Source organism: Flavobacterium sp. GNP011 (genome assembly GCF_056428925.1).
In genome coordinates this window covers 152790-172090 of record NZ_JBWJVJ010000005.1, presented here as the reverse complement: position 1 = coordinate 172090, position 19301 = coordinate 152790, and the positions used below count along the sequence as shown (strand labels likewise).

22 protein-coding genes are annotated in these 19301 nt (G+C 32.1%); 3 read left to right on the top strand and 19 right to left on the bottom strand.

The features are described from left to right. The first annotated feature begins 67 nt into the window (after positions 1-67). Positions 68-2335 (top strand): aconitate hydratase, encoded by a 2268-nt coding sequence (locus AC061E_RS06850; protein WP_478285574.1) that lies wholly within the window; start codon positions 68-70, stop codon positions 2333-2335. 446 nt (positions 2336-2781) lie between these two features. Next, on the top strand, positions 2782-4245 hold the full coding sequence (locus AC061E_RS06845) for a LysM peptidoglycan-binding domain-containing protein (RefSeq protein WP_478285573.1): 1464 nt from the start codon (positions 2782-2784) through the stop codon (positions 4243-4245). 63 nt (positions 4246-4308) lie between these two features. On the opposite strand, the gene AC061E_RS06840 is transcribed toward AC061E_RS06845, so the two are convergent. Next, on the bottom strand, positions 4309-4818 hold the full coding sequence (locus AC061E_RS06840; protein ID WP_478285572.1) for a pyridoxamine 5'-phosphate oxidase family protein: 510 nt from the start codon (positions 4816-4818) through the stop codon (positions 4309-4311). Positions 4819-5359: 541 nt separating this feature from the next. Continuing rightward, positions 5360-6412, bottom strand: coding sequence for a glycosyltransferase family 9 protein (locus AC061E_RS06835; protein ID WP_478285571.1), 1053 nt, complete (start codon positions 6410-6412; stop codon positions 5360-5362). Between the two features lie 311 nt (positions 6413-6723). On the opposite strand from AC061E_RS06835, the gene AC061E_RS06830 reads away from it, so the two are divergent. Then, on the top strand, positions 6724-6951 hold the full coding sequence (locus AC061E_RS06830; protein WP_144889096.1) for a CDGSH iron-sulfur domain-containing protein: 228 nt from the start codon (positions 6724-6726) through the stop codon (positions 6949-6951). Between the two features lie 93 nt (positions 6952-7044). Here the strand turns inward: AC061E_RS06830 and AC061E_RS06825 are convergent, their stop codons facing one another. The 17 genes from AC061E_RS06825 to AC061E_RS06745 all read right to left on the bottom strand — a co-directional run bounded on the left by AC061E_RS06825 (position 7045) and on the right by AC061E_RS06745 (position 19076). Then, positions 7045-7905: an NAD(P)-dependent oxidoreductase gene (locus AC061E_RS06825; protein ID WP_478285570.1), complete on the bottom strand. Its 861-nt coding sequence runs from the start codon at positions 7903-7905 to the stop codon at positions 7045-7047. A 149-nt stretch (positions 7906-8054) separates the two neighbouring features. Beyond that, entirely contained in the window at positions 8055-8378 is a 324-nt protein-coding gene (locus tag AC061E_RS06820; RefSeq protein ID WP_478285569.1) for a hypothetical protein, read from the bottom strand. 61 nt (positions 8379-8439) lie between these two features. Continuing rightward, positions 8440-9009 carry a hypothetical protein gene (locus tag AC061E_RS06815; protein ID WP_478285568.1) on the bottom strand — a complete coding sequence of 190 codons (570 nt, stop codon included), beginning with the start codon at positions 9007-9009 and terminating at the stop codon, positions 8440-8442. A gap of 455 nt (positions 9010-9464) precedes the next feature. Further along, positions 9465-10157, bottom strand: a complete 693-nt coding sequence (locus tag AC061E_RS06810) for a DUF1003 domain-containing protein (protein WP_478285567.1) — start codon at positions 10155-10157, stop codon at positions 9465-9467. Positions 10158-10381: 224 nt separating this feature from the next. Continuing rightward, positions 10382-11386: an SLAC1 family transporter gene (locus tag AC061E_RS06805; protein ID WP_478285566.1), complete on the bottom strand. Its 1005-nt coding sequence runs from the start codon at positions 11384-11386 to the stop codon at positions 10382-10384. Continuing rightward, positions 11377-12369, bottom strand: a complete 993-nt coding sequence (locus AC061E_RS06800) for an MBL fold metallo-hydrolase (protein ID WP_478285565.1) — start codon at positions 12367-12369, stop codon at positions 11377-11379. Before AC061E_RS06800 ends, AC061E_RS06805 begins: the two co-directional genes overlap by 10 nt. 197 nt (positions 12370-12566) lie before the next feature. Next, positions 12567-13259 (bottom strand): TlpA family protein disulfide reductase, encoded by a 693-nt coding sequence (locus tag AC061E_RS06795; protein ID WP_478285564.1) that lies wholly within the window; start codon positions 13257-13259, stop codon positions 12567-12569. A gap of 69 nt (positions 13260-13328) precedes the next feature. Continuing rightward, a complete protein-coding gene (locus AC061E_RS06790) occupies positions 13329-14105 on the bottom strand; it encodes a type 1 glutamine amidotransferase domain-containing protein (protein WP_478285563.1) in 777 nt (258 codons plus the stop codon). A gap of 309 nt (positions 14106-14414) precedes the next feature. Beyond that, the gene (locus tag AC061E_RS06785; RefSeq protein ID WP_478285562.1) at positions 14415-14873 is read right to left on the bottom strand and encodes a Cif family virulence factor; all 459 of its coding nucleotides are present in this window, start codon (positions 14871-14873) and stop codon (positions 14415-14417) included. Between the two features lie 7 nt (positions 14874-14880). Further along, positions 14881-15084 (bottom strand): thioredoxin family protein, encoded by a 204-nt coding sequence (locus AC061E_RS06780; protein WP_478285617.1) that lies wholly within the window; start codon positions 15082-15084, stop codon positions 14881-14883. 71 nt (positions 15085-15155) lie between these two features. Continuing rightward, the gene (locus tag AC061E_RS06775; protein ID WP_478285561.1) at positions 15156-15857 is read right to left on the bottom strand and encodes a type 1 glutamine amidotransferase domain-containing protein; all 702 of its coding nucleotides are present in this window, start codon (positions 15855-15857) and stop codon (positions 15156-15158) included. 75 nt (positions 15858-15932) lie between these two features. Then, entirely contained in the window at positions 15933-16985 is a 1053-nt protein-coding gene (locus AC061E_RS06770; protein ID WP_478285560.1) for a flavin monoamine oxidase family protein, read from the bottom strand. Between the two features lie 44 nt (positions 16986-17029). Continuing rightward, a complete protein-coding gene (locus AC061E_RS06765; RefSeq protein WP_478285559.1) occupies positions 17030-17605 on the bottom strand; it encodes a sigma-70 family RNA polymerase sigma factor in 576 nt (191 codons plus the stop codon). Between the two features lie 322 nt (positions 17606-17927). Further along, complete coding sequence (locus AC061E_RS06760; RefSeq protein ID WP_478285558.1) at positions 17928-18404, bottom strand: hypothetical protein; 477 nt, start codon at positions 18402-18404, stop codon at positions 17928-17930. A 136-nt stretch (positions 18405-18540) separates the two neighbouring features. Beyond that, positions 18541-18708 carry a hypothetical protein gene (locus AC061E_RS06755; RefSeq protein WP_478285557.1) on the bottom strand — a complete coding sequence of 56 codons (168 nt, stop codon included), beginning with the start codon at positions 18706-18708 and terminating at the stop codon, positions 18541-18543. Beyond that, positions 18671-18769, bottom strand: coding sequence for a hypothetical protein (locus AC061E_RS06750; RefSeq protein WP_478285616.1), 99 nt, complete (start codon positions 18767-18769; stop codon positions 18671-18673). Before AC061E_RS06750 ends, AC061E_RS06755 begins: the two co-directional genes overlap by 38 nt. Before the next feature lie 55 nt (positions 18770-18824). Then, positions 18825-19076, bottom strand: a complete 252-nt coding sequence (locus AC061E_RS06745; protein ID WP_478285556.1) for a type II toxin-antitoxin system ParD family antitoxin — start codon at positions 19074-19076, stop codon at positions 18825-18827. Positions 19077-19301 lie beyond the last annotated feature (225 nt).

Below are 19301 nucleotides of genomic sequence, written 5' to 3'. Positions count from 1 at the left end.
TTTGTGTAATAGCTGTCCTAATTTTTCGTAAATTGTAAATAAGTTTAGTAACATTTAAAATGAAATTATGGCCTTTGATATAGAAATGATAAAAAGAGTGTACAGCAACATGGCAGATCGTGTTGATGCAGCACGAAAAGTTGTAGGTAGACCGCTTACATTAAGCGAGAAAATTTTGTACAATCACCTTTGGGAAGGCAAGCTTAACCAAGCTTTTACTCGTGGTGTTGATTATGTTGATTTTGCACCAGATAGAGTTGCATGCCAAGATGCCACAGCACAAATGGCCTTATTGCAGTTTATGCATGCGGGTAAAAAGACGGTAGCTGTACCCACAACAGTTCATTGTGATCACTTAATTTTGGCAAAAAATGGAGCTAAATCCGATTTGGCTATAGCCAATACACAATCCAAAGAAGTTTTTGATTTCCTTTCCTCAGTTTCCAATAAATACGGAATCGGGTTCTGGAAACCAGGTTCAGGAATTATTCATCAAATCGTTTTAGAAAATTATGCTTTCCCTGGAGGTTTGATGATTGGTACTGATTCACATACCGTTAATGCGGGTGGTTTGGGAATGCTTGCTATTGGTGTAGGTGGAGCTGATGCTGTTGATGTGATGTCTGGAATGTCTTGGGAATTGAAATTTCCTAAATTAATTGGAGTTAAATTGACGGGTAAGTTATCTGGATGGACTGCTCCAAAAGACGTTATTTTAAAAGTAGCTGATATTCTCACTGTAAAAGGAGGCACAGGAGCTATTGTTGAATATTTTGGAGAAGGAGCATTAGCCATGTCATGCACTGGTAAAGGGACTATTTGCAACATGGGTGCTGAGATTGGAGCAACAACATCTACATTTGGTTATGATGAATCCATGCGCAGGTATTTAGCAGCAACGGGCAGACAAGATGTGGTAGATGCAGCAGACCATGTAGCAGCATATTTAACCGCAGATCCTGAGGTTTATGCAGATCCTGAAACTTATTTCGACCAAGTAATTGAAATCAATCTTTCTGAATTAGAGCCACATATTAATGGACCTTTCACGCCTGATAGAGGAACACCAGTATCTCAAATGAAAGCAGAAGCTGCTGCAAACGGTTGGCCAATTAAAGTAGAATGGGGTTTGATAGGATCTTGTACCAACTCCTCTTATGAAGATATGGCACGAGCTGCATCAATTGTAAACCAAGCAGTGGAATTAGGGATTACTCCAAAAGCAGAATTCGGTATCAATCCAGGATCGGAACAAATTAGATATACTATTGAAAGAGATGGGATTATTGCCACTTTTGAAAAAATGGGAACCAAAGTATTTACCAATGCTTGCGGACCGTGCATCGGGCAATGGGATAGAGCAGGAGCGGATAAAGAAGAAAAAAATACCATTGTGCATTCGTTCAATCGAAACTTTTCGAAAAGAGCCGATGGAAATCCTAACACCCATGCATTTGTAACCTCTCCAGAAATGGTTGCGGCTCTGGCTATTTCGGGACGTTTGGATTTTAATCCGATTACAGATATTTTGATAAATGATAATGGTGAAGAGGTGAAATTAACGGCACCTTATGGAGATGAACTGCCTCAAAAAGGTTTTGCAGTAGAGGATAATGGATTTCAAGTGCCAGCTGAAGATGGTTCTGGAGTTCAAATCTTGGTCAGCGAAACGTCTGATAGGCTGCAACTTTTAGCTCCATTTGAAGCTTGGGATCAAAAAAATATTACAGGAGCAAAGTTATTGATAAAAGCATTTGGCAAGTGTACCACAGATCACATATCTATGGCTGGTCCTTGGTTGCGTTTTAGAGGGCATTTAGATAATATTTCAAATAATATGCTAATAGGTGCGGTTAATGCATTTAATCAAAAAACGAACGCTGTAAAAAATCAATTAACAGAAGAATATGATGCTGTTCCTTCGGTTGCACGTGCGTACAAAGCCCTTGGAATTCCTTCAATAGTTGTGGGAGATCACAATTATGGAGAAGGTTCTTCACGTGAACATGCCGCTATGGAGCCTCGATTTTTAGGGGTGAAAGCAGTACTTGTTAAATCGTTTGCACGCATACATGAAACGAATTTAAAAAAACAAGGTATGCTGGCTTTGACTTTTACAAATGAAAATGATTATGATAAAATTCAAGAAGACGATACTATTAATTTTCTTGACTTAATATCATTTGCACCTGCAAAACCACTCACACTAGAGTTTGTTCACTCAGATGGTAGCACTGATCGAATTCTTGCAAATCATACTTATAATGAAAGTCAAATAGGTTGGTTTGAGGCAGGATCAGCTTTAAATTTGATTGCTGCAGCAAGTAATTCTTAAATTTTTTTATTCCTTTTAAAAACTCTCAAAGCTATTTTGAGAGTTTTTTTTGTGATATAAATTACTTGAGTTTACTTCTAAAGTAAGAATAGTAATAAATATCAAGTAAGCTAGTTCGTTTAATTTTTCTAAAGAATTCGTTAAAATGGATTTTTTCAACGTTAAAGTTCTAAAAAAGGGTGTGTTTTTTGACTAAATCAATTAAATTAGCTTTTTTGAAATAATTAAATAAAAATTTAATTCATTTTCAGGAATTTTTGAATTTAATGCAATCCTAATCCCAATCGCTAATATTTAGATTGGAAAAACTCTTTCAGACAAAGAGATTAAGGTAGTTGCATTTTTATATTGTTTAGAAATGAAAAGTTATATATCATTTTTTTAATCAATTAACTGAGAACCAAATCACGCTCTCTATGTTTTTAAAGAGCAGCAAACAAATAAATATGAATTTACGATTACTAACAGCTTTATTTTTTCTAAATAGTATTGCTATTTTCTCGCAAGAGCGAGTCATAAAACATACTATCGTAAAAGGAGAAACCGTATCCAGTATTGCTGATAAATATGAAGTGAAGCAAAGTGAGATTATAAAATTAAACCCAAGTGCCAAAAAATTATTAAAACTGAATGCCATTTTGATAATTCCACAAGAGGCTAAAAACAAAAGTGTTTCCAAAAGTAATTCGATCTTAAGTCAAAAAACAAAAGATCATGAAGTACAAGCCAAAGAAACGTTATACGGAATAGCTAAACAATACGGAATTGCATTTAAAGTTCTGAAAGAATTAAATCCAACGCTAGGAGAAAGTGAACTGCGAATAGGTCAAAAAATTAATATTCCTGAAAACGCATTTTTATCTAGTAAAACGGAATTGGATGTTGCAAATCGCACCGAAAGAGGTAATAGCGAAGATCAAAATGAAGTTAAAAGCACTTTTACAAGAGCAGTTTTACCAAAAGAGACAAAGTATTCTATCACACGAAAATACAGAATTACAATCAAAGAATTTGACAAAGCAAATCCTGAAATAGGCGTAAAAGCATTGCGGGCGGGTCAAATGATAACAATCCCGGGCACAGAGGTTGTATCACAAAGTCAAACTATCCCTCTTAAAGAAACTAGTAAAACAATTGTTGCAGCAAGTCCCAAAAATGAAAATTTGGAAACAATACCAGCTACAAGTAGCGTAGTAGAAAAAGTGACAGATAATTCAGCTAGAATTATTCAGACTAATACTACTACAGGAACATTAAATTCTAGTTCCCAATCTATAATAAGAGAGGTCTTACCTAAGGAAACTAAGTATGCCATAGCAAAACAATATGGTATTACTGTACAAGATTTAGAGAAGCAAAATCCTGAAATTAAAAATGGTCTTCCAGTAGGGTATAAGCTTTCTATACTTTCGCCTAACCAATTAAATTACGAGTTGAATCAAACGCAGGAGATAAAAATTAGCGATGCAGTTATAGAAAGCAAAAAAATTGACTTTAATACTGCCGTTAAACCATCATTTAATCACGATTTTTTAGACCAGTTGATTTCTAGAGCATCAGAAAACATAGGAACTCGATACCGAAGTGGAGGTACTAGTAAAGAGGGCTTTGATTGTTCTGGGTTAATGTGTTCCACTTTTGGTTCTTTTGATATAAAATTACCTCGAACTTCTAGAGAGCAATCTGAGATAGGTACTAAGATTAGTACGGATGAAGCTCAAAAAGGAGATTTAATATTTTTTAAAACCAATGGTAGAGGGCAAATCAATCACGTTGGGATGGTTGTTGAGGTTTGTGAGGGAGAAATTAAATTTATCCATTCATCAACCAGTAATGGAGTAATCATATCTTCAACCAAGGAGCGGTATTATGAAAAAAACTTTTCTCAAATTAATAGGGTTTTACAATAATTCCCTTTAAAAATTAAAAATATTTATATTCAAAACGTCCCACAATTGGGGCGTTTTTTTGTTTTAAAGTTTAATTTTTCCTTCATTACCAGTTACATAATTAGTTCCTGTTACAACAGATGCCGCCATTTTCAGAAAATTAATCATTTTATTTCCGTCAGTGTCCCAGAAATAGGCACTGCTTGGTTTTACTTTAATTAGCGAAACATTCGGGTCGTTTTTACCATCTTTAAACCAAATATTTACAACAGGAGACCAAAGTTCTTCGATTTTTTCTTGATTGGTAATTATTGATGCTTCACCATTAACAACCATGTAACTTCCTTTTCCAGGATGTGCAAAAAATAGTTGAACACTGGAATCTTGCTCGATTTCTTTGTTTTTATCACTATTTTTTTCGCTGAAGAACCAAATATTTCCTTGCTCACATACGTGTACAGCTCCCATTGGTCTTGTGGTTGCTCCATCATTCGTTTTGAGATTGGTGCAAAAAAGACAGGTGTTAATTTCTGTAACTAGGCTTTTAAGTTTATCTATTCCTTCTATTGTATGTTCATTTGCTTGATCACTCATAATCCTAAGTTTTATTTAGACTGTTAGACTCTGTAAATTCTTTTACAAAGTTGGTATATAAAAAAGTAAAAAGGATTATAGAATTCAGAGTAAAAGTTTCATTTTTCACGTATTCTAAATATGGAATTTTTTTAAGTCCATCTAAGGAAACTGTACTCTTTTTCAGTAGTCTTGGACGGTCTTATTAGAAGCTGTTTAGTAAACTGATTATTAGTGATTAAAGCTTCAGAATTACGGGTTTAAATACCAAGTAAACTCCTTAATACGTTTGGTCAGGATTGTGATTTCTGATAGCTTCAATACATTTTGTAAAAATCAACTATGCCATCCAGATCTTTAACTGAAACTGTCATATGATCTAACATCAGAGTTAAAGTTTCTGGATTTTACGATCAAATTGCTCCCATACAAAGCAATGCAAATAGGAGCGGAAGCAGAAATTTTGTTCTTAAGTCGGTACAACTACGTTAAGTATTTTAATCGATGTACGGTTTCAATATTTCTACCTCTAATGATATATTTTTAAGTAGGATGTGATTAATTATTGTTTAAGCAATACGTTATTTATTGTTTCAATCCAGTCTTTTGTAGTACCTATGTTTGTGTTGATTCCTATGCTGTTGTTGTGATAAGGCTTGTAGATATCAATGTTTGGCCTTGAAAACAACCCAACAGTAGGAGTTAAACCGGCACTTGCTAAATGCATAATGCCACTATCAGCTCCTATAAAAAGTTTTGTATTTGCAACTACAGCAGCTATTTCTCTTACATCTTTGCTGTAAAATGAAGTTGCCTTAAAATTGATTTGTGAAACATTTTCAACAGGTAAAATTTCTAAGATATTGTAATCAGAAAATTCTACTTTTAGACCCGCATAAAATTCTTCCCACCACGTTGTAGAGTAGCATTTGTCAGCTGTAGCATAGGTGAAAATACAAATGGTTTCTTTGTCATTTGGTACTAAAGCATCAACAGCGCTCTTACCTTCTAGTAATTCCGCTGCTGTCAGTTTGATGTCTAATGGAGGCAAAGCTGCATGATTCTCGGGGAAACCTAATTTAGTTAGAAAACTTCGGAATTCATAGATAGGAAACTTTGCAATATGATCGTAATCAGGGTATTTCATTCGGAGTATTTCGTCTTCTTCTCCAAAAAATTTGTATTTCGCATTTGCAAATTGTGCTGATAACCTACCAGAAGAGGAGTTTTTATCCACATTTATTACAATATCATATTTTTCACTTTTGATTTTCACCCATACTTTAAAATAAGCAACAAGATCTTTAAAAGGTTTTTTGGGTAATTCTATAATGTTATTAATGTTGTCATAGTTTTGAAAAACAATTGGTGCCAAGCTACCCTTTACAAACAAATCTATTTTACAATCTGGAAAAGTGTTGGTGACATCCTGAACAAGCGGAGTAATTAGTAGTAAGTTCCCAAGCCTGTGATTGGGTCTAGAAATTAAAATTTTTTTAATTGTTATTTTTTGAGAAGGATCTATTGCGAAGTTGCTAGCTGAGTTACCAATATTTTTTGTAAGTCCACGAGTTATAGCTCGGCGCAGCACATTGATTTTTGTTAGAAGGCTCATGTTATATATGAAATGTTATACTGTTCTATTTTGGACAAATGTACAATTTACTTGTTTACATTGTTTTTTTGAGTAAAAAAAGTATTATTTGGAATTGGTTCAAAACTTTAAAATGCTTAACAGACTGTGAGTTTTTTGTTGTTTTTCTCTGATTGAAATTGATTGTTCTTGCTGAATAAAAACACTTTTCATGAAGTACAACAAAATAGAATTAATGTAAATAACCCTATTCAACAATAAAATACTACACTATGTTGAACAGGTTTTAAATTATTTTACAATCTTTGAATTCTAAAAAAAGATACAGCAATATGAGCAAGACTAAATTAACAATCAATAAGAATGGTTCTATAAAAATAGAAGGTGATTTTGAAATTACAGACTGTGAAGGAAAAACATACGGATTAGAAGGAAGAACCGCATTAGGGCTTTGCCGTTGTGGTTTATCTGCCAACAAACCTTTTTGTGATGGTGCACACCGCAATAGTTTTGAGCATGAGCCTGCTGCATTTGACTTGCCACCAATGAAAACAAAGTAATATCGTTTTCTGATTCCAGTAAACAGGAAAAGCTACATCGTAATGAGTGAAGCTTTTCTTGTTTTTGTGGGTATTTAATAGAATTATAAAACCCTATTTACTTTTCAAACTACTAATAATCGCCATTACATCTTGATCGCCCAATCCTTCTTTTTCAGCTGTAGCGTAACTATCATACAAAGGATGAATGAGTGGCGAATCTAATCCTGCAGCTTTGGCCAAGCCTAAATCTTTAACCAAGTGTTTTAAGGCAAATGCTGATGGATAGGAATCGCTTAAAATAGAAGGAGTTTTGATATTTGTGATGCCGTTACCACAAGCGCCTTGATTGATAATGTTTAACATGTCTTCTTTGCTCACGCCGTTTTTCTCGGCAAATAACACCGTTTCGGCTATTCCTTGAAGATTTAATCCTAATAGGTAATTGATAGCTAATTTAGCTGAACTTGCCACGCCGGGTTCGCCTACATGAATGGCAATTTTACCCAAAACATCAAATATTGGTTTTACTTTCTCGAAATTATCTGGAGTAGCACCCACCAAAATTACAAGTGTGCCATCTTGTGCTGGTTTTACACTTCCCGAAACGGGCGCATCTATAAATGCTACTTGATGTTGGTTGCAAATGGTATTTAAATAGCGAGAAGTTTCAGGAGATACAGTGCTCATATTAATGATGGTTTTTCCTGAATCAACTTGCGATAATAAACCTGTTAGGCCTTCCAAAACTTCTTTTACTGCTGCGTCATTAGATAACATGGTCAAAACTACATCGCAAGTTTCCATTAAATCTTGTAAGCTGTTTGCTGATTTTGCCCCTGCAGCTAGTAAAGGTGCTTCTTTATCTTTGGTTCTATTAAAAACGGATACTTCATAACCTGCTTTAAGTAAGTTAAGCACCATTGGGTTACCCATGTTGCCGAGACCAACCCATCCTAATTGTATATTTTTCATAATGTTCTATTTCAAAAAATGATTTGTTTTCTTTTTGGTTTTAAATGCATACTTGCAAAAGGAAAACAACACTAAAGTACGGTTTAATTTTGGTAAATAAACCATCTTACCGATAGCACATTTGGGACTGAGGAGTTTTGATTTTAAATTTATAAATAACTCGTCAGTCTAGTAAGTAAGATTCCTATGCCAACTCCAATTAAAGCCGCAAAAATCCTCTGTTTGAAACTAATTTTAGCAGATTGTTCTTCAAGCAATAGATGATTTTCCATCAATTGCATTTTGATATTTCCTATTACGTATCTGACTTTTAAAACCAGATCTCTGTCCTGTAATTTTATAGCGTGGTCGGCGCCTGAAAAAGAAAATTTACTCGAAATATTCTTTCCGTTGAGTAGTACTTTTTCAACTCCAAGAATAGTGTTCCAAAATTCTATTGTGTTGTTTTCAATAGTAAATTCAGCGTGTTTCATCGTATAATAAATGAGAATTGTTATGCAATTTGGCGTTATGATTTTAGTTTTTACGAATGAATTACAAAGTAGCTTTACGCCAATTGTACAATAACAATCTTCTTCTATCATCAATATCATTTACTCTTACCTCAGTAATATCCTCTATTTTAAAAAGTGAAGTTCCTAGATCTTCTCCGTTTTTTGCTACACAATTCAGAATAAAATCTTCATCAGAAAGGTCTTTTACAAAACCTGAGAAAAATTCATTTCCGTTGATTTCAAAACTCGCCATTTGATCCTGAGCATTATGCAATTGTAAAACAGCACTAAACTGCCAGTTTTCGGATTGATTCAAGTGAATAGCAAAGTTGGATGGCTTGTCAATAATATCCGAATACTCAATAAGGCACTCCATAACCTTAATGTAATCATCATTGAAGTCTACATTTTTTATGTTTTGCAATCTGATGAAAATAATTCCATCTGGTTTGCCAAAACGGGTGTAATGCCTAAAACCAATATACTCTTCATTAATTTCAGTGATGTATCCTACAAGAGAGCCTTTGTCTGAGTTGTATTGCCAAATGGAAATTATTTCTTTGTTGTCCTTAGATTTTTGTAATATCGACTGTAAAATGCTGGTACTCATCTGTGGCGATTTCTTTTTTGGTTGAAATAATTTTTTTAAAAATAGAATCATGATGGTTGGCTTGGTTAATCTATTTTTAACTCTTCCATAATATAACTGCTACTGATATATCTATGGAAAGTAACGTAATACAAATTTGTCTTTTCACCTTAGTTTAATAGTTTTACTGTAAATATAATTGATTTTAACTACAAAATAAGAAAATTATTATTAATGAATTACTTTTTAAAATATGGATTTCATTTATGATGAAGAATTAAATTTATTGTTTTTTTAAACAACTGCTCTAGTGAGCTACTTTACAGACGATGCGAATGGAGAAAATAGACGCTCGTTTTAAAAGAGAGTTTGATGATATACTAAACAATAACAAAAGAAGTCTAAAGAAATAATGTTTAATATCTAACCAACTTGCAAAGTGAGATGTGGAGTTACTTTTGTATGGTTTTTTAATTTTATTTCTTTTTGAGTTCTTTCATTAAATCTTCTAGATAGTCTGTTTGAATTTCTTGAATTTCAAGTAGTTTTTTGTTTTGATGGGCTAACAAATGGTCAATTTTTTCACTCAAAAGTTTTATTTCAAGTTCGGCTTTTAAATTGATTTTATAATCATGTTCGCTTCTCTGTCTGTCTTTTTGTTCCTGTCGGTTTTGGCTCATCATAATAATAGGAGCTTGGATAGCTGCTAAGCAAGAAAGAATCAAGTTAAGCAATATAAAGGGGAATGGGTCAAATGGTTTTGTGGTTAAAAACCAAATATTAATGATCATCCAAATTAAGATGAAAGAAAAAAAAGTGATGATGAACATCCAACTACCACCAAATGAAGCAACATTATCAGCAAGTTTTTGACCGAAAGTGAGTTCGGCCTCTATTTCATCTTGAATATTTTCAGAAAGAATGGAGTTGTTTTTTATGGCTTCCATTACATCTTGATCAATGGCCGCAATTTCTCCTTTTTCCAGAATGATTAAGGAGGTCAAATAAAGGCGTCTGTATTGATTTAATTCGTCAATAGAAATATAATCGTCTTGTTTTAAGTCGGGAAAGTTTGATTTGATTAAATTGAAAATTCCTTCTCTGATATCCCAACATTTTACCTCTTCACCCTTTTGAATTTCTTTTTTACTGATGTGGCTTGTTTTCATTTAGGTTTTTATATTTTTTGATACCATTTAATTTTCTTCTTTTATCTAAAGAATTAATTTCAAAAGCACTTTTCAAGGCTTATTATTATCATATCCAATATGTTTTAAAAAACGCTGCATGTATACCGTAAATATAGTTGTTCTAAATTACAAAACGTAATGTATTCTAATCTTATAGTTTGCTTTTGAATCTAATAAAAATACATTACTACAGTCTCCAATGATTAGTTTTGTTTTATTTCTATATTAAAAAAACTTAGGGGTTTTGTCTTTCTTAAAAAAAAGATTGATTTAATGATTAAAAAACCTATCACTAGATTAGTAATTACAAATAAAACAGATGCTAAATTATTTATATAAATAAAATCTGTTTTATTGGAATATTGTATGGTAACATTAGTTAGGGTTGTTAATCCAAAACTGAAAGCCCAGAAGGATAGTGTAAATGGTTCTTTTAAAATGCTTATAAATATTTTGAAAAAAACAAGTAGCTGAAATAAAGCATATCCTAAAAGACATTTTGTTATAATATTAATTTCACCAAGATTTAAAGCCAAACAAGCTGCACATGCTATTGCAGGAGGAGCCATCATAATTCCTAACGTTGGTTTATATTCTAATGGAAATTTTTCTTTTTTTAAACGATTCATTATGATAGACTCTAAAGAAAGCCATGAAAAAAAACCAACTCCAAGAAAAAAATACCCTAAGGTATAATAATGAAACATCCCCGCTACCATTGCAGACACAAAATTACCCGCAACTGTTGGAATATATAAAGAAGGTGTTATGAAATTTAATTCATGATGATTTTTCCAAGTTTGTTCTATAAATACAACTCCATAGACTAATTGAAGAATCAATCCTAATACAAATAAAGATTTTCCTAAAAATGGATAGTAGATGAATATTGTAGTTGCATTTAAAATCATTGTTACACCCAATAGACCAATGTAATTATTTTTAATGGGATGTTTAAATTCCTCAAGTGCGTCTTTAAAATTAAAAACCCATTTTATGATGTATAGCATGACAAACAGACCCCATAATAAAAATACAATTAACATAATTGTCTCACTAATTAACTTAGTATCAACATAAGGCAAGTTAATTAGTTTCCAAATATTGCCTAGGCCAAAGAGACCTAAAATAATTCCAAATCTAGAGGCTTGGAAATCAAATTTTTCTTTACTATACATCATAAAATAGTTTTTAATTATTATTTCCATTCAAATGGAATATCTTTCCAGTCATAACCTTTGCCATTTTTAACGATTCTACCAAAACCTGGAAAATTGGTATGAGCTCCAGCTACTAATAAATTTTCATTGGAAACTTTATCTAAAATTCTTTTTCTTGAGGCTTTAACAGAGATTGGATCCACATCTGCTTTTGAAGACCATTCTGGATGCGGAAGGTGCAACCAAGGATGCACAAAAGTATCTGCCAAATAAACAAAACCATCCATTTCAACAGCAAAATGTCCTGGTGTGTGTCCTGGCGCTGCTATCATATTTAGTCCAGGAGCTACTTCTTGACCATGATTTTTTACCGTGAATTGTTTTTTCATGTTTTTTATAACTTCTTTTGCAGAGGAAATAAAAAAATCTTTTGTTCCATGATCTGCAGTTACATTGGATAGATTAGGAGTTCCATTATTCCAAAAATTATATTCTGCTTCAGATAATATTATTTCTGCATTTGGAAAAATTGCGGTACCTTCTTTATCAAATAAATAACCAAAATGGTCAAAATGCAAATGGGTTAGAACAATTCTATTTACTTCGGTTGGCTTGAATCCTGCTTTTTGGAAATTGGTTAAAAAATTACCTACCGTATCATAAATTCCTTTACTAGTTCCGGCATCAATTAATGTAACACCATTAGAGTCTTTAATTACAAGGGCATTTACCTGTACAGATGTAGTATCGTTCAAAAAACCATTACCCGCTGCAATTTTTTTCAATTGAGTTTCTTTTGCCTCTTGTGCAAAAAATCCATCAGGAAAATATAAAGAACCATCACTAATTACCGTAATTTCTTTATTTCCAACTTTTTTTGTATAAAAACCATCACCTTGTGCACTTGTTAAAGAGACTAGTTTTTCTTTTTCATTAGGTGCCGCAAATAATGTTTTTGGCATTACTAATGAAGCTCCTGTAAGTATTCCTGTTTTTGTAAGGAATGATCTTCTGTCTAATTCATTTATCATGATTTATTTTTATATTGTTTATTTCGAGAAATATTTTGTGTACTGTTGAAGTTATTTTGTTAACTGGTATGTCATTCTATCATAGGTGATATTTAATTTACTATTTTCATGACTAGTTCAACTTTTTTAATGATACATAACTTTAAAGACTAAAGATGTTTTTAGTTAGTTTATCAATAGCAATTTCATTCAAAAACTTAAATATTGTTATATAAGAATTTATCTAGCTTATCAAAAATATTTTCTCCACTGTAAATAACTTCTTTGATAATACCCATTTTATCAGTTATTATGGTTACTGGATAACTTAATATTCCTAGTTTTTTATTTAGTTCTGTAGAGCGAGCTACTATTTTAAAATCAAATGATTTTCTTTTTAAGAATTTTTTTATCATTTCATTTTCCTCAAAACTCGGAGCTATGAACATAACTGATTCATTATCCTTGTACTTTTCTGCTATTTTATTTAATTCTGGCATTTCGGTAACACATGGTCCACAAGTTGTAAACCAAAAGTTAAAAACGACAATTTTTCCCTCCAAGTCTTTATTGGAAACTTTTTTTCCATCAACAGTTGAGAGATTGAAATCTGGAAATTTTGTGTTTTTTAGCTTTTCAATTCCATCGCTTACTCTTTTTTTGTTTTCTTCTACTTCTTTTTCACTTATTAGATTAAATGTCATTTCAGTTTTGCCATCTGTATTCTTTTTTTGTCTTACGGAAACACTTCCTTTTTTAAATAATTCACTTACCCATTCTCTTGTTTGTATATTTCCTTTATCGTCTTTAAATATTAAATTAGGATCATTCAAGTCATAACCTTGTGCGTATGTTGAAAGCCCAACTAATAGAAACACTAATAATACTATTGATTTAATTAAATTTTTCATGTTAATATTAAAATTTTAAAAAAGGGTAAGACTTCTTGCTCTTACCCTTATGTTATAATTTGCGATATATTATTTTTTCAATCTATCTCTCAAAGCTTCCGCCAATGGTGCAGCAGATGCTGGACTTTGACCAGTCATAAGAGCTCCATCTACCACTACATTAGGTGCCCAGTTGGCTACACTTTTGTAATTGGCTCCTCTTCCTTTTAGTTCTTGCTCTAGAGAAAACAATAACAATCTGTCTAATTCGATTTCAGCATCTTCTGCATCTTTAAATCCAGTAAGATTTTTGCCTTTTACCAAATATTCTCCATTGGTTAATTTAACATCTCTTAAGATAGCTGGTGCATGACAAACCATAGCTATTGGACGATTCGTTTCGTAAAAGTCTTTAATCAACTTGATAAGGTGTTGATCTGAAGCTAAATCTGTTAACAAACCATAACCTCCAGGAACAAATACAGCGTCAAACATATTATAATCAATATTTCTAAGTTTTCTCGTATGTTTTGCTGCAAACAAAGCCACTGGGTCTTTTAAAAATTTTCCTGTGTAATCTGTGGTAAAAGGCACTTTCATACTCAGTAAATCAATAGGAGCTTCGCCACCATCTGGAGAGGCTAAAACCACTTCATAACCTGCCTCTGTTAAAATGTAATAAGGTGCTGCTAATTCAGTAAACCAAGTTCCTGTTTGTTTGCCGCTTATACCCATATCATCATAAGAAGACATAACTAATAGGACTCTTTTTTGTTTATTCACTTTGAAAGAAGTGTTTTGTGCATTGACCGAAAAGCCAACTGCTATTAATAATGCGAATGCTACTGTTTTTAATAAATTTTTCATTTTTTTTATATTTAATTATTGATAAGATTGTTTAGTTTTTCTGTTAATGAAGTCTCTTTTTGAGCTCCATTTTTTTTCAACTAATTGTTTTTCTTGGAAGTAAAATAAAGAAGGAATGCTGTTAATGTTAAAACGTTCAGACAGTTATGGATTTTTCATCTATTAAACCGAATCTGTAATTCGATAACTTTTAAAGTCTCATTTTGTAGGCTGTCTTCATTTATGCTTGACACCTTAAATAAGTGATTGTAGTTATTCATTTAGAATATTGGTAACATTTAGTTTTTGCTTTTGAATTGTTCTTTTACTTCAAAATTGTCCTTTTACTTCAAAATTGTCCTTTTCTAATTCCCAAATTCCATTAATTTTTACCCAAGTCTCATTAGTAATGATTCCTTTCCCAACATTCATACTCCAATTGGAAGACACAATTGCCTTTTTGTTATTAATAACCTTTACTTTGGTGTCAGTATATATTAAATTTGTTGCTCCTGATTGAATAAATTTGGTCCAAAACTCACCGATAGCCACTCGGCCATTAAAAGTACCAAATGGTTTTGCTACCATAATAGCATTTTCTGTATAGCCATTTGCAATCTTTATTGTATTTCCAGAATTAAAACTTCTAATCCAATTTTTACTGGCTTGCAAGACTTCTTCTTCTACTTTCTTTTGTATGTTAATTTTGTTAGAAGTGTTTTGTGCATTGGCTGAAAAGCCAATCGTTACTATTAACGTAAAAGCTATTGTTTTTAATAAATTTTTCATTCTATGCTTAATTATTAATAAGATTGTTTAATTTTTCTGTTAATAGAGTTTTTGTTTGAGCTCCATTTTGTTTTTCTACTAATTTTCCTTTTTTAAAATAAAATAGAGTAGGAATGCTTCTAATATTAAAACTTTGAGGCAGTTCTGGATTTTTATCTACAATGATTTTGGCTACCACTGCTTTAGTACTGAATTCTAGAAAGACAACTATTTTTGAATGTAAAGTGTAAAGTGTTTCTTGATATTAATAGCAACAAACAACTTTACACTTTTTTTAATTATTTATTTTTTCAAAACATCTCTTAAAGCTTCCGCCAATGGTGCTGCTGATGCTGGACTTTGACCAGTCATAAGAGCTCCATCTACAACTACATTAGGTTCCCAGTTGGCTACACTTTTGTAATTAGCTCCTCTTCCTTTTAATTCTTGCTCTAAAGAGAATAATAAATGTTTGTCTAATTCTATTTCTGCATCTTCTGCATCTTTAAATCCAGTAAGGTTTTTACCTTCAACTAAGAATTTACCATTAGAAAGTTTTACATCTCTCAAGATTGCTGGCGCATGACAAACCATAGCGATTGGTCTATTGGTTTCGTAAAAGTCACGAATTAATTTTACTACAAATTGGTCTGAAGCTAAATCTGTTAATAAACCGTATCCTCCTGGAAAAAACACAGCGTCAAAAGTGTTGTAATCAATGTTGCGTAATTTTCTAGTGTGTTTTGCAGCAAATAAAGCTACTGGGTCATTTAGAAATTTATCTGTGTATTCTGTTGTAAAAGGTACTTTCATACTTAGCAAATCGATAGGTGCTTCACCTCCATCTGGCGATGCAAAAACGACTTCATAACCTGCATCTGTAAGAATGTAATATGGTGCAGCTAGTTCTGTAAACCAAGTTCCTGTTTGTTTTCCGCTTATTCCCATATCGTCATAAGATGACATAATAAGCAATACTCTTTTTTGAATGTTTCCTGTGTTCATGATTAAATTATTTTATTAATTAAAAATTATGCCTCTAAGACGACCATCTTAAAAAAAGATGCAAAAAAAGAGATGTTATTTTTTAAAAATAATTTTAGACACCCTATTTGCAGACCTTACAGCGCCTTCTAAATACCCAGGATGTATGGAAGAGGTTTCTGTTCCTGCAAGAAATAGTTTGTCATTCATGTAGGGAAGTTGTAATAAGTCATGCCCATTATTTTGATGGGCATACAAAGAATTTGGTTTTGTAGATAAAACATATTGATTATTCCAAACTTTCTCATGGTATGAAAGATAGCTAGGCACAATGGTTCCAAAAAGATTTTCAATTTGTTTGATAACTAGTTGTTCTCTTTGTTCAACAGAATAATTAATAGCCGATCCGCTTAAAAATCCAACTAATGAAAATTTATTGGCTTCATAGTTACAATGGTCATACACTTCGACGGCAATGCTAGATTGGCTATATATTGTTCCTGAATATCCATTCTTTAGCCAAAAAGGGGTATCATATTCTACAGCAAATTTAATTGAACCACTCATCCAAGTTTGGACTTTAGGTATTAGATTCGTTAACTGCAAAGGCAATGAAGGTTCAAACTGGATGGTTTCAATGAGTATTTGGGGCGGAATAGTCGAAACTACAATTTCTGCCTCATAAGAATTTTCCAAAGAATCTATTAGTACAACATGGTCTTCTTTATCAATTATTTTATGAACAGCTGTATGTGTATGAATATTTTCCTTGCCAATTATTGAAACAAGTTTTTCAATAATGGCAAAAGTGCCGTCTTTTACCCGATATGAAGGCTGTTCAGCATTTGGAACATAAAATATTTGGGGAGGTTGAAAAGAATGGGTTTCAAAAATAGTTTTCCCTTCAATATGCTGAGGAAAATAGTTGATTTCTAAGTCTTTTAAAAGTTGAATTAAATCTGTGTGAATAGCATTAAACCAAGTTGCTCCCATTTCCATAGGAGAATTTAATATCCCACTAACTGTATTTATCCTACCTCCTAAATTATCTTGTGCTTCTAGGATTATATAAGGGATGTTTTGTTTTTTAAGATTGTATGCAATTGTTAAGCCGCTTAAACCTCCTCCAATGATGATTACTTTTTTCATTTTATGGCCTACGACTCCAAAAATCAAAAAAGATGCAAAAAAACTTAACCTTTTTTTAGACGTTCTTTTTCATCTTGAAGCAATTTGCATTCTGGTTTAATATCAAAACTTGTCATTTCACCATTAGTATCAAAAGCCACAACACAGCATTCTAAAAAACGTTCTTTTAGTTTAACACGACCTCTTTGAATACGGGACTTAGTATTTGGTAAAGTTAGATTAAGCCTCTCTGCAATTGTTTTTTGGTCAATATTCTCAATATCATACATATATAATGGTTTTGCATACTCGTCTGGCAAGAGCTTTAATAATGCCTTGATGTATTCCGAAGCTTCTCCAATAAAAGAACTTTCGTCATCTTCTTCCGTGATATCAAATTCTAAAGGAATACTTTTATTATTCTTTTTATAATAATCAATAATTGTATTTTGAGTTATCTTATAAAGCCATGATTTTAGGTGTAAAACCGTTTTTCCTTTTGAGCAAAATTGATAACTTTTTAACAAAACATCTTGTAGAATATCTTTTGAATCATCTCTATTTTCTACCCTCTTTTGAATATAACCAAGCAATGAAGACTTATAATCTTCCCATATATCAAAAATATTACAGTCTTCCATTTTATTTTTTCTCTTGATTTTGTTATCTTATATGTTTTTGAATAGCTCCTACAGGTCAAGCCCTTAAAAGACTTTTGGCTTAAAAAAGCCGAAATATTCAATTTTATAATGCCACAAAGTTACAAAACAAACTTTAAATTAGGACTAAACCACACATGTTGCTAAATTGCGGTTAGCACTAATAATCAATTTAGTATTTTACTTTTTGCTGCAATTAATTCCTAAAAATGGTAAGAGCTTCCCTTCTTGACTACCGTTAAAATCCTAAAATCTAAAGACTGATATAAACTAAAATCATAGTAATCGGGATAAATTATTTATTTTACAACACTCTATTTTCGATTTCAGCTTTCCGATCTAAATTACTACCTTTTAACTGCCCAACTGCTATACCAAAGAGCATACCTACTGGTAAACCTAGTGCTATTTTTCCAAATCCAGCACCAATAGCTATTCCGATAGACATTCCGAAAATCATACCCTTACTTAAATAACTTCTTTTAAATTTACCTTTTTGAATATAATTAAAATTTTCTTCTACAAAGGTTTGTAAATTAGTTATATCATTTAAATTTTTTGTTTGGTACCGTACTTTTTGTTCCGATGTCTTATGTTGTATGCCATTAATAACCTGTTCCGTTTTAGTTCGAAGTGCTTCACTATCAGGAATATGATTACCTTCAATTTTTGCAAGTAAGTTTTTTAAATACTCAAGGTTAACATTAGCCTTCTCTTGGGAAGTATAGTTTTCAGTTTTATCATTTAAAATCTCTTGCATTTTTTGAGTCCAATTTGTCATAAATATTTTTGATTGTAAATATCTATCTTTTTAATTTTCGAGAGGGATTTAGTGCATTTTTGTTTTTGGATCGAGAACGAGACGCGCGCGCCAGATTAGTGAACTCAACCAAACTCCAGCAGTATTACTTGGTTACTTAAAGTTTACTTTTTAAATCCATCATTCCATGAAGAATTCTTGTAACTTGTATTTCGTTCTTTGATATAATGGAGTAGAAGATAATATGTTCACCTGATTTAAAACCTAATATTCCTTTCGAAATTATATCATAGTTTTGCCAAGTTTTGGATTGTTTGTAGATCATGACATGATGCTATAAGTAATTCATAGAACTTTTCAGCTTGCATTTCAGACCAAGTTTTGATCGTATAATCCCAAATTTCAGTTAAGTCATCAACAGCTTTATTTGTTAATTAATATTTAGCCATTTGATGTTTTTCTTGCTTTTAAAACATTAAGATGTTTTTTAGCATCAAAATCTACTACACGTCCACTTTCAATTCCATCATTGATCGCTTTTCTTAAAGCGACAATTTTGTTTTCCTCTTCTTCTAAAAGACGGAGGCCAGCTCTTATCACTTCACTTGCATTATTGAATCTTCCATCATTAACACTGTGTTTGATAAATTGTTCGAAATGATTACCAAGCGATATAGAAGTATTTCGTTCCATAATTTTTTTTAACTAAGTTACCAAAAAATGGTAGTTTTTCAAATTATTCTGTATTTTTTGGATGCCCGCAAAACCTCCGTTTGCCTTAAAACCAATCTTTTTATTTATTCGAGTGTAGAGCTAGTTGCGGGATTTCGCTCGTGCTAACTTCGTTTAATTTTCCTAATTATTTTTTTCGGTATTGTGGATTAAATATTCTTTCGAATTTTCATTATAGGTTAAGAT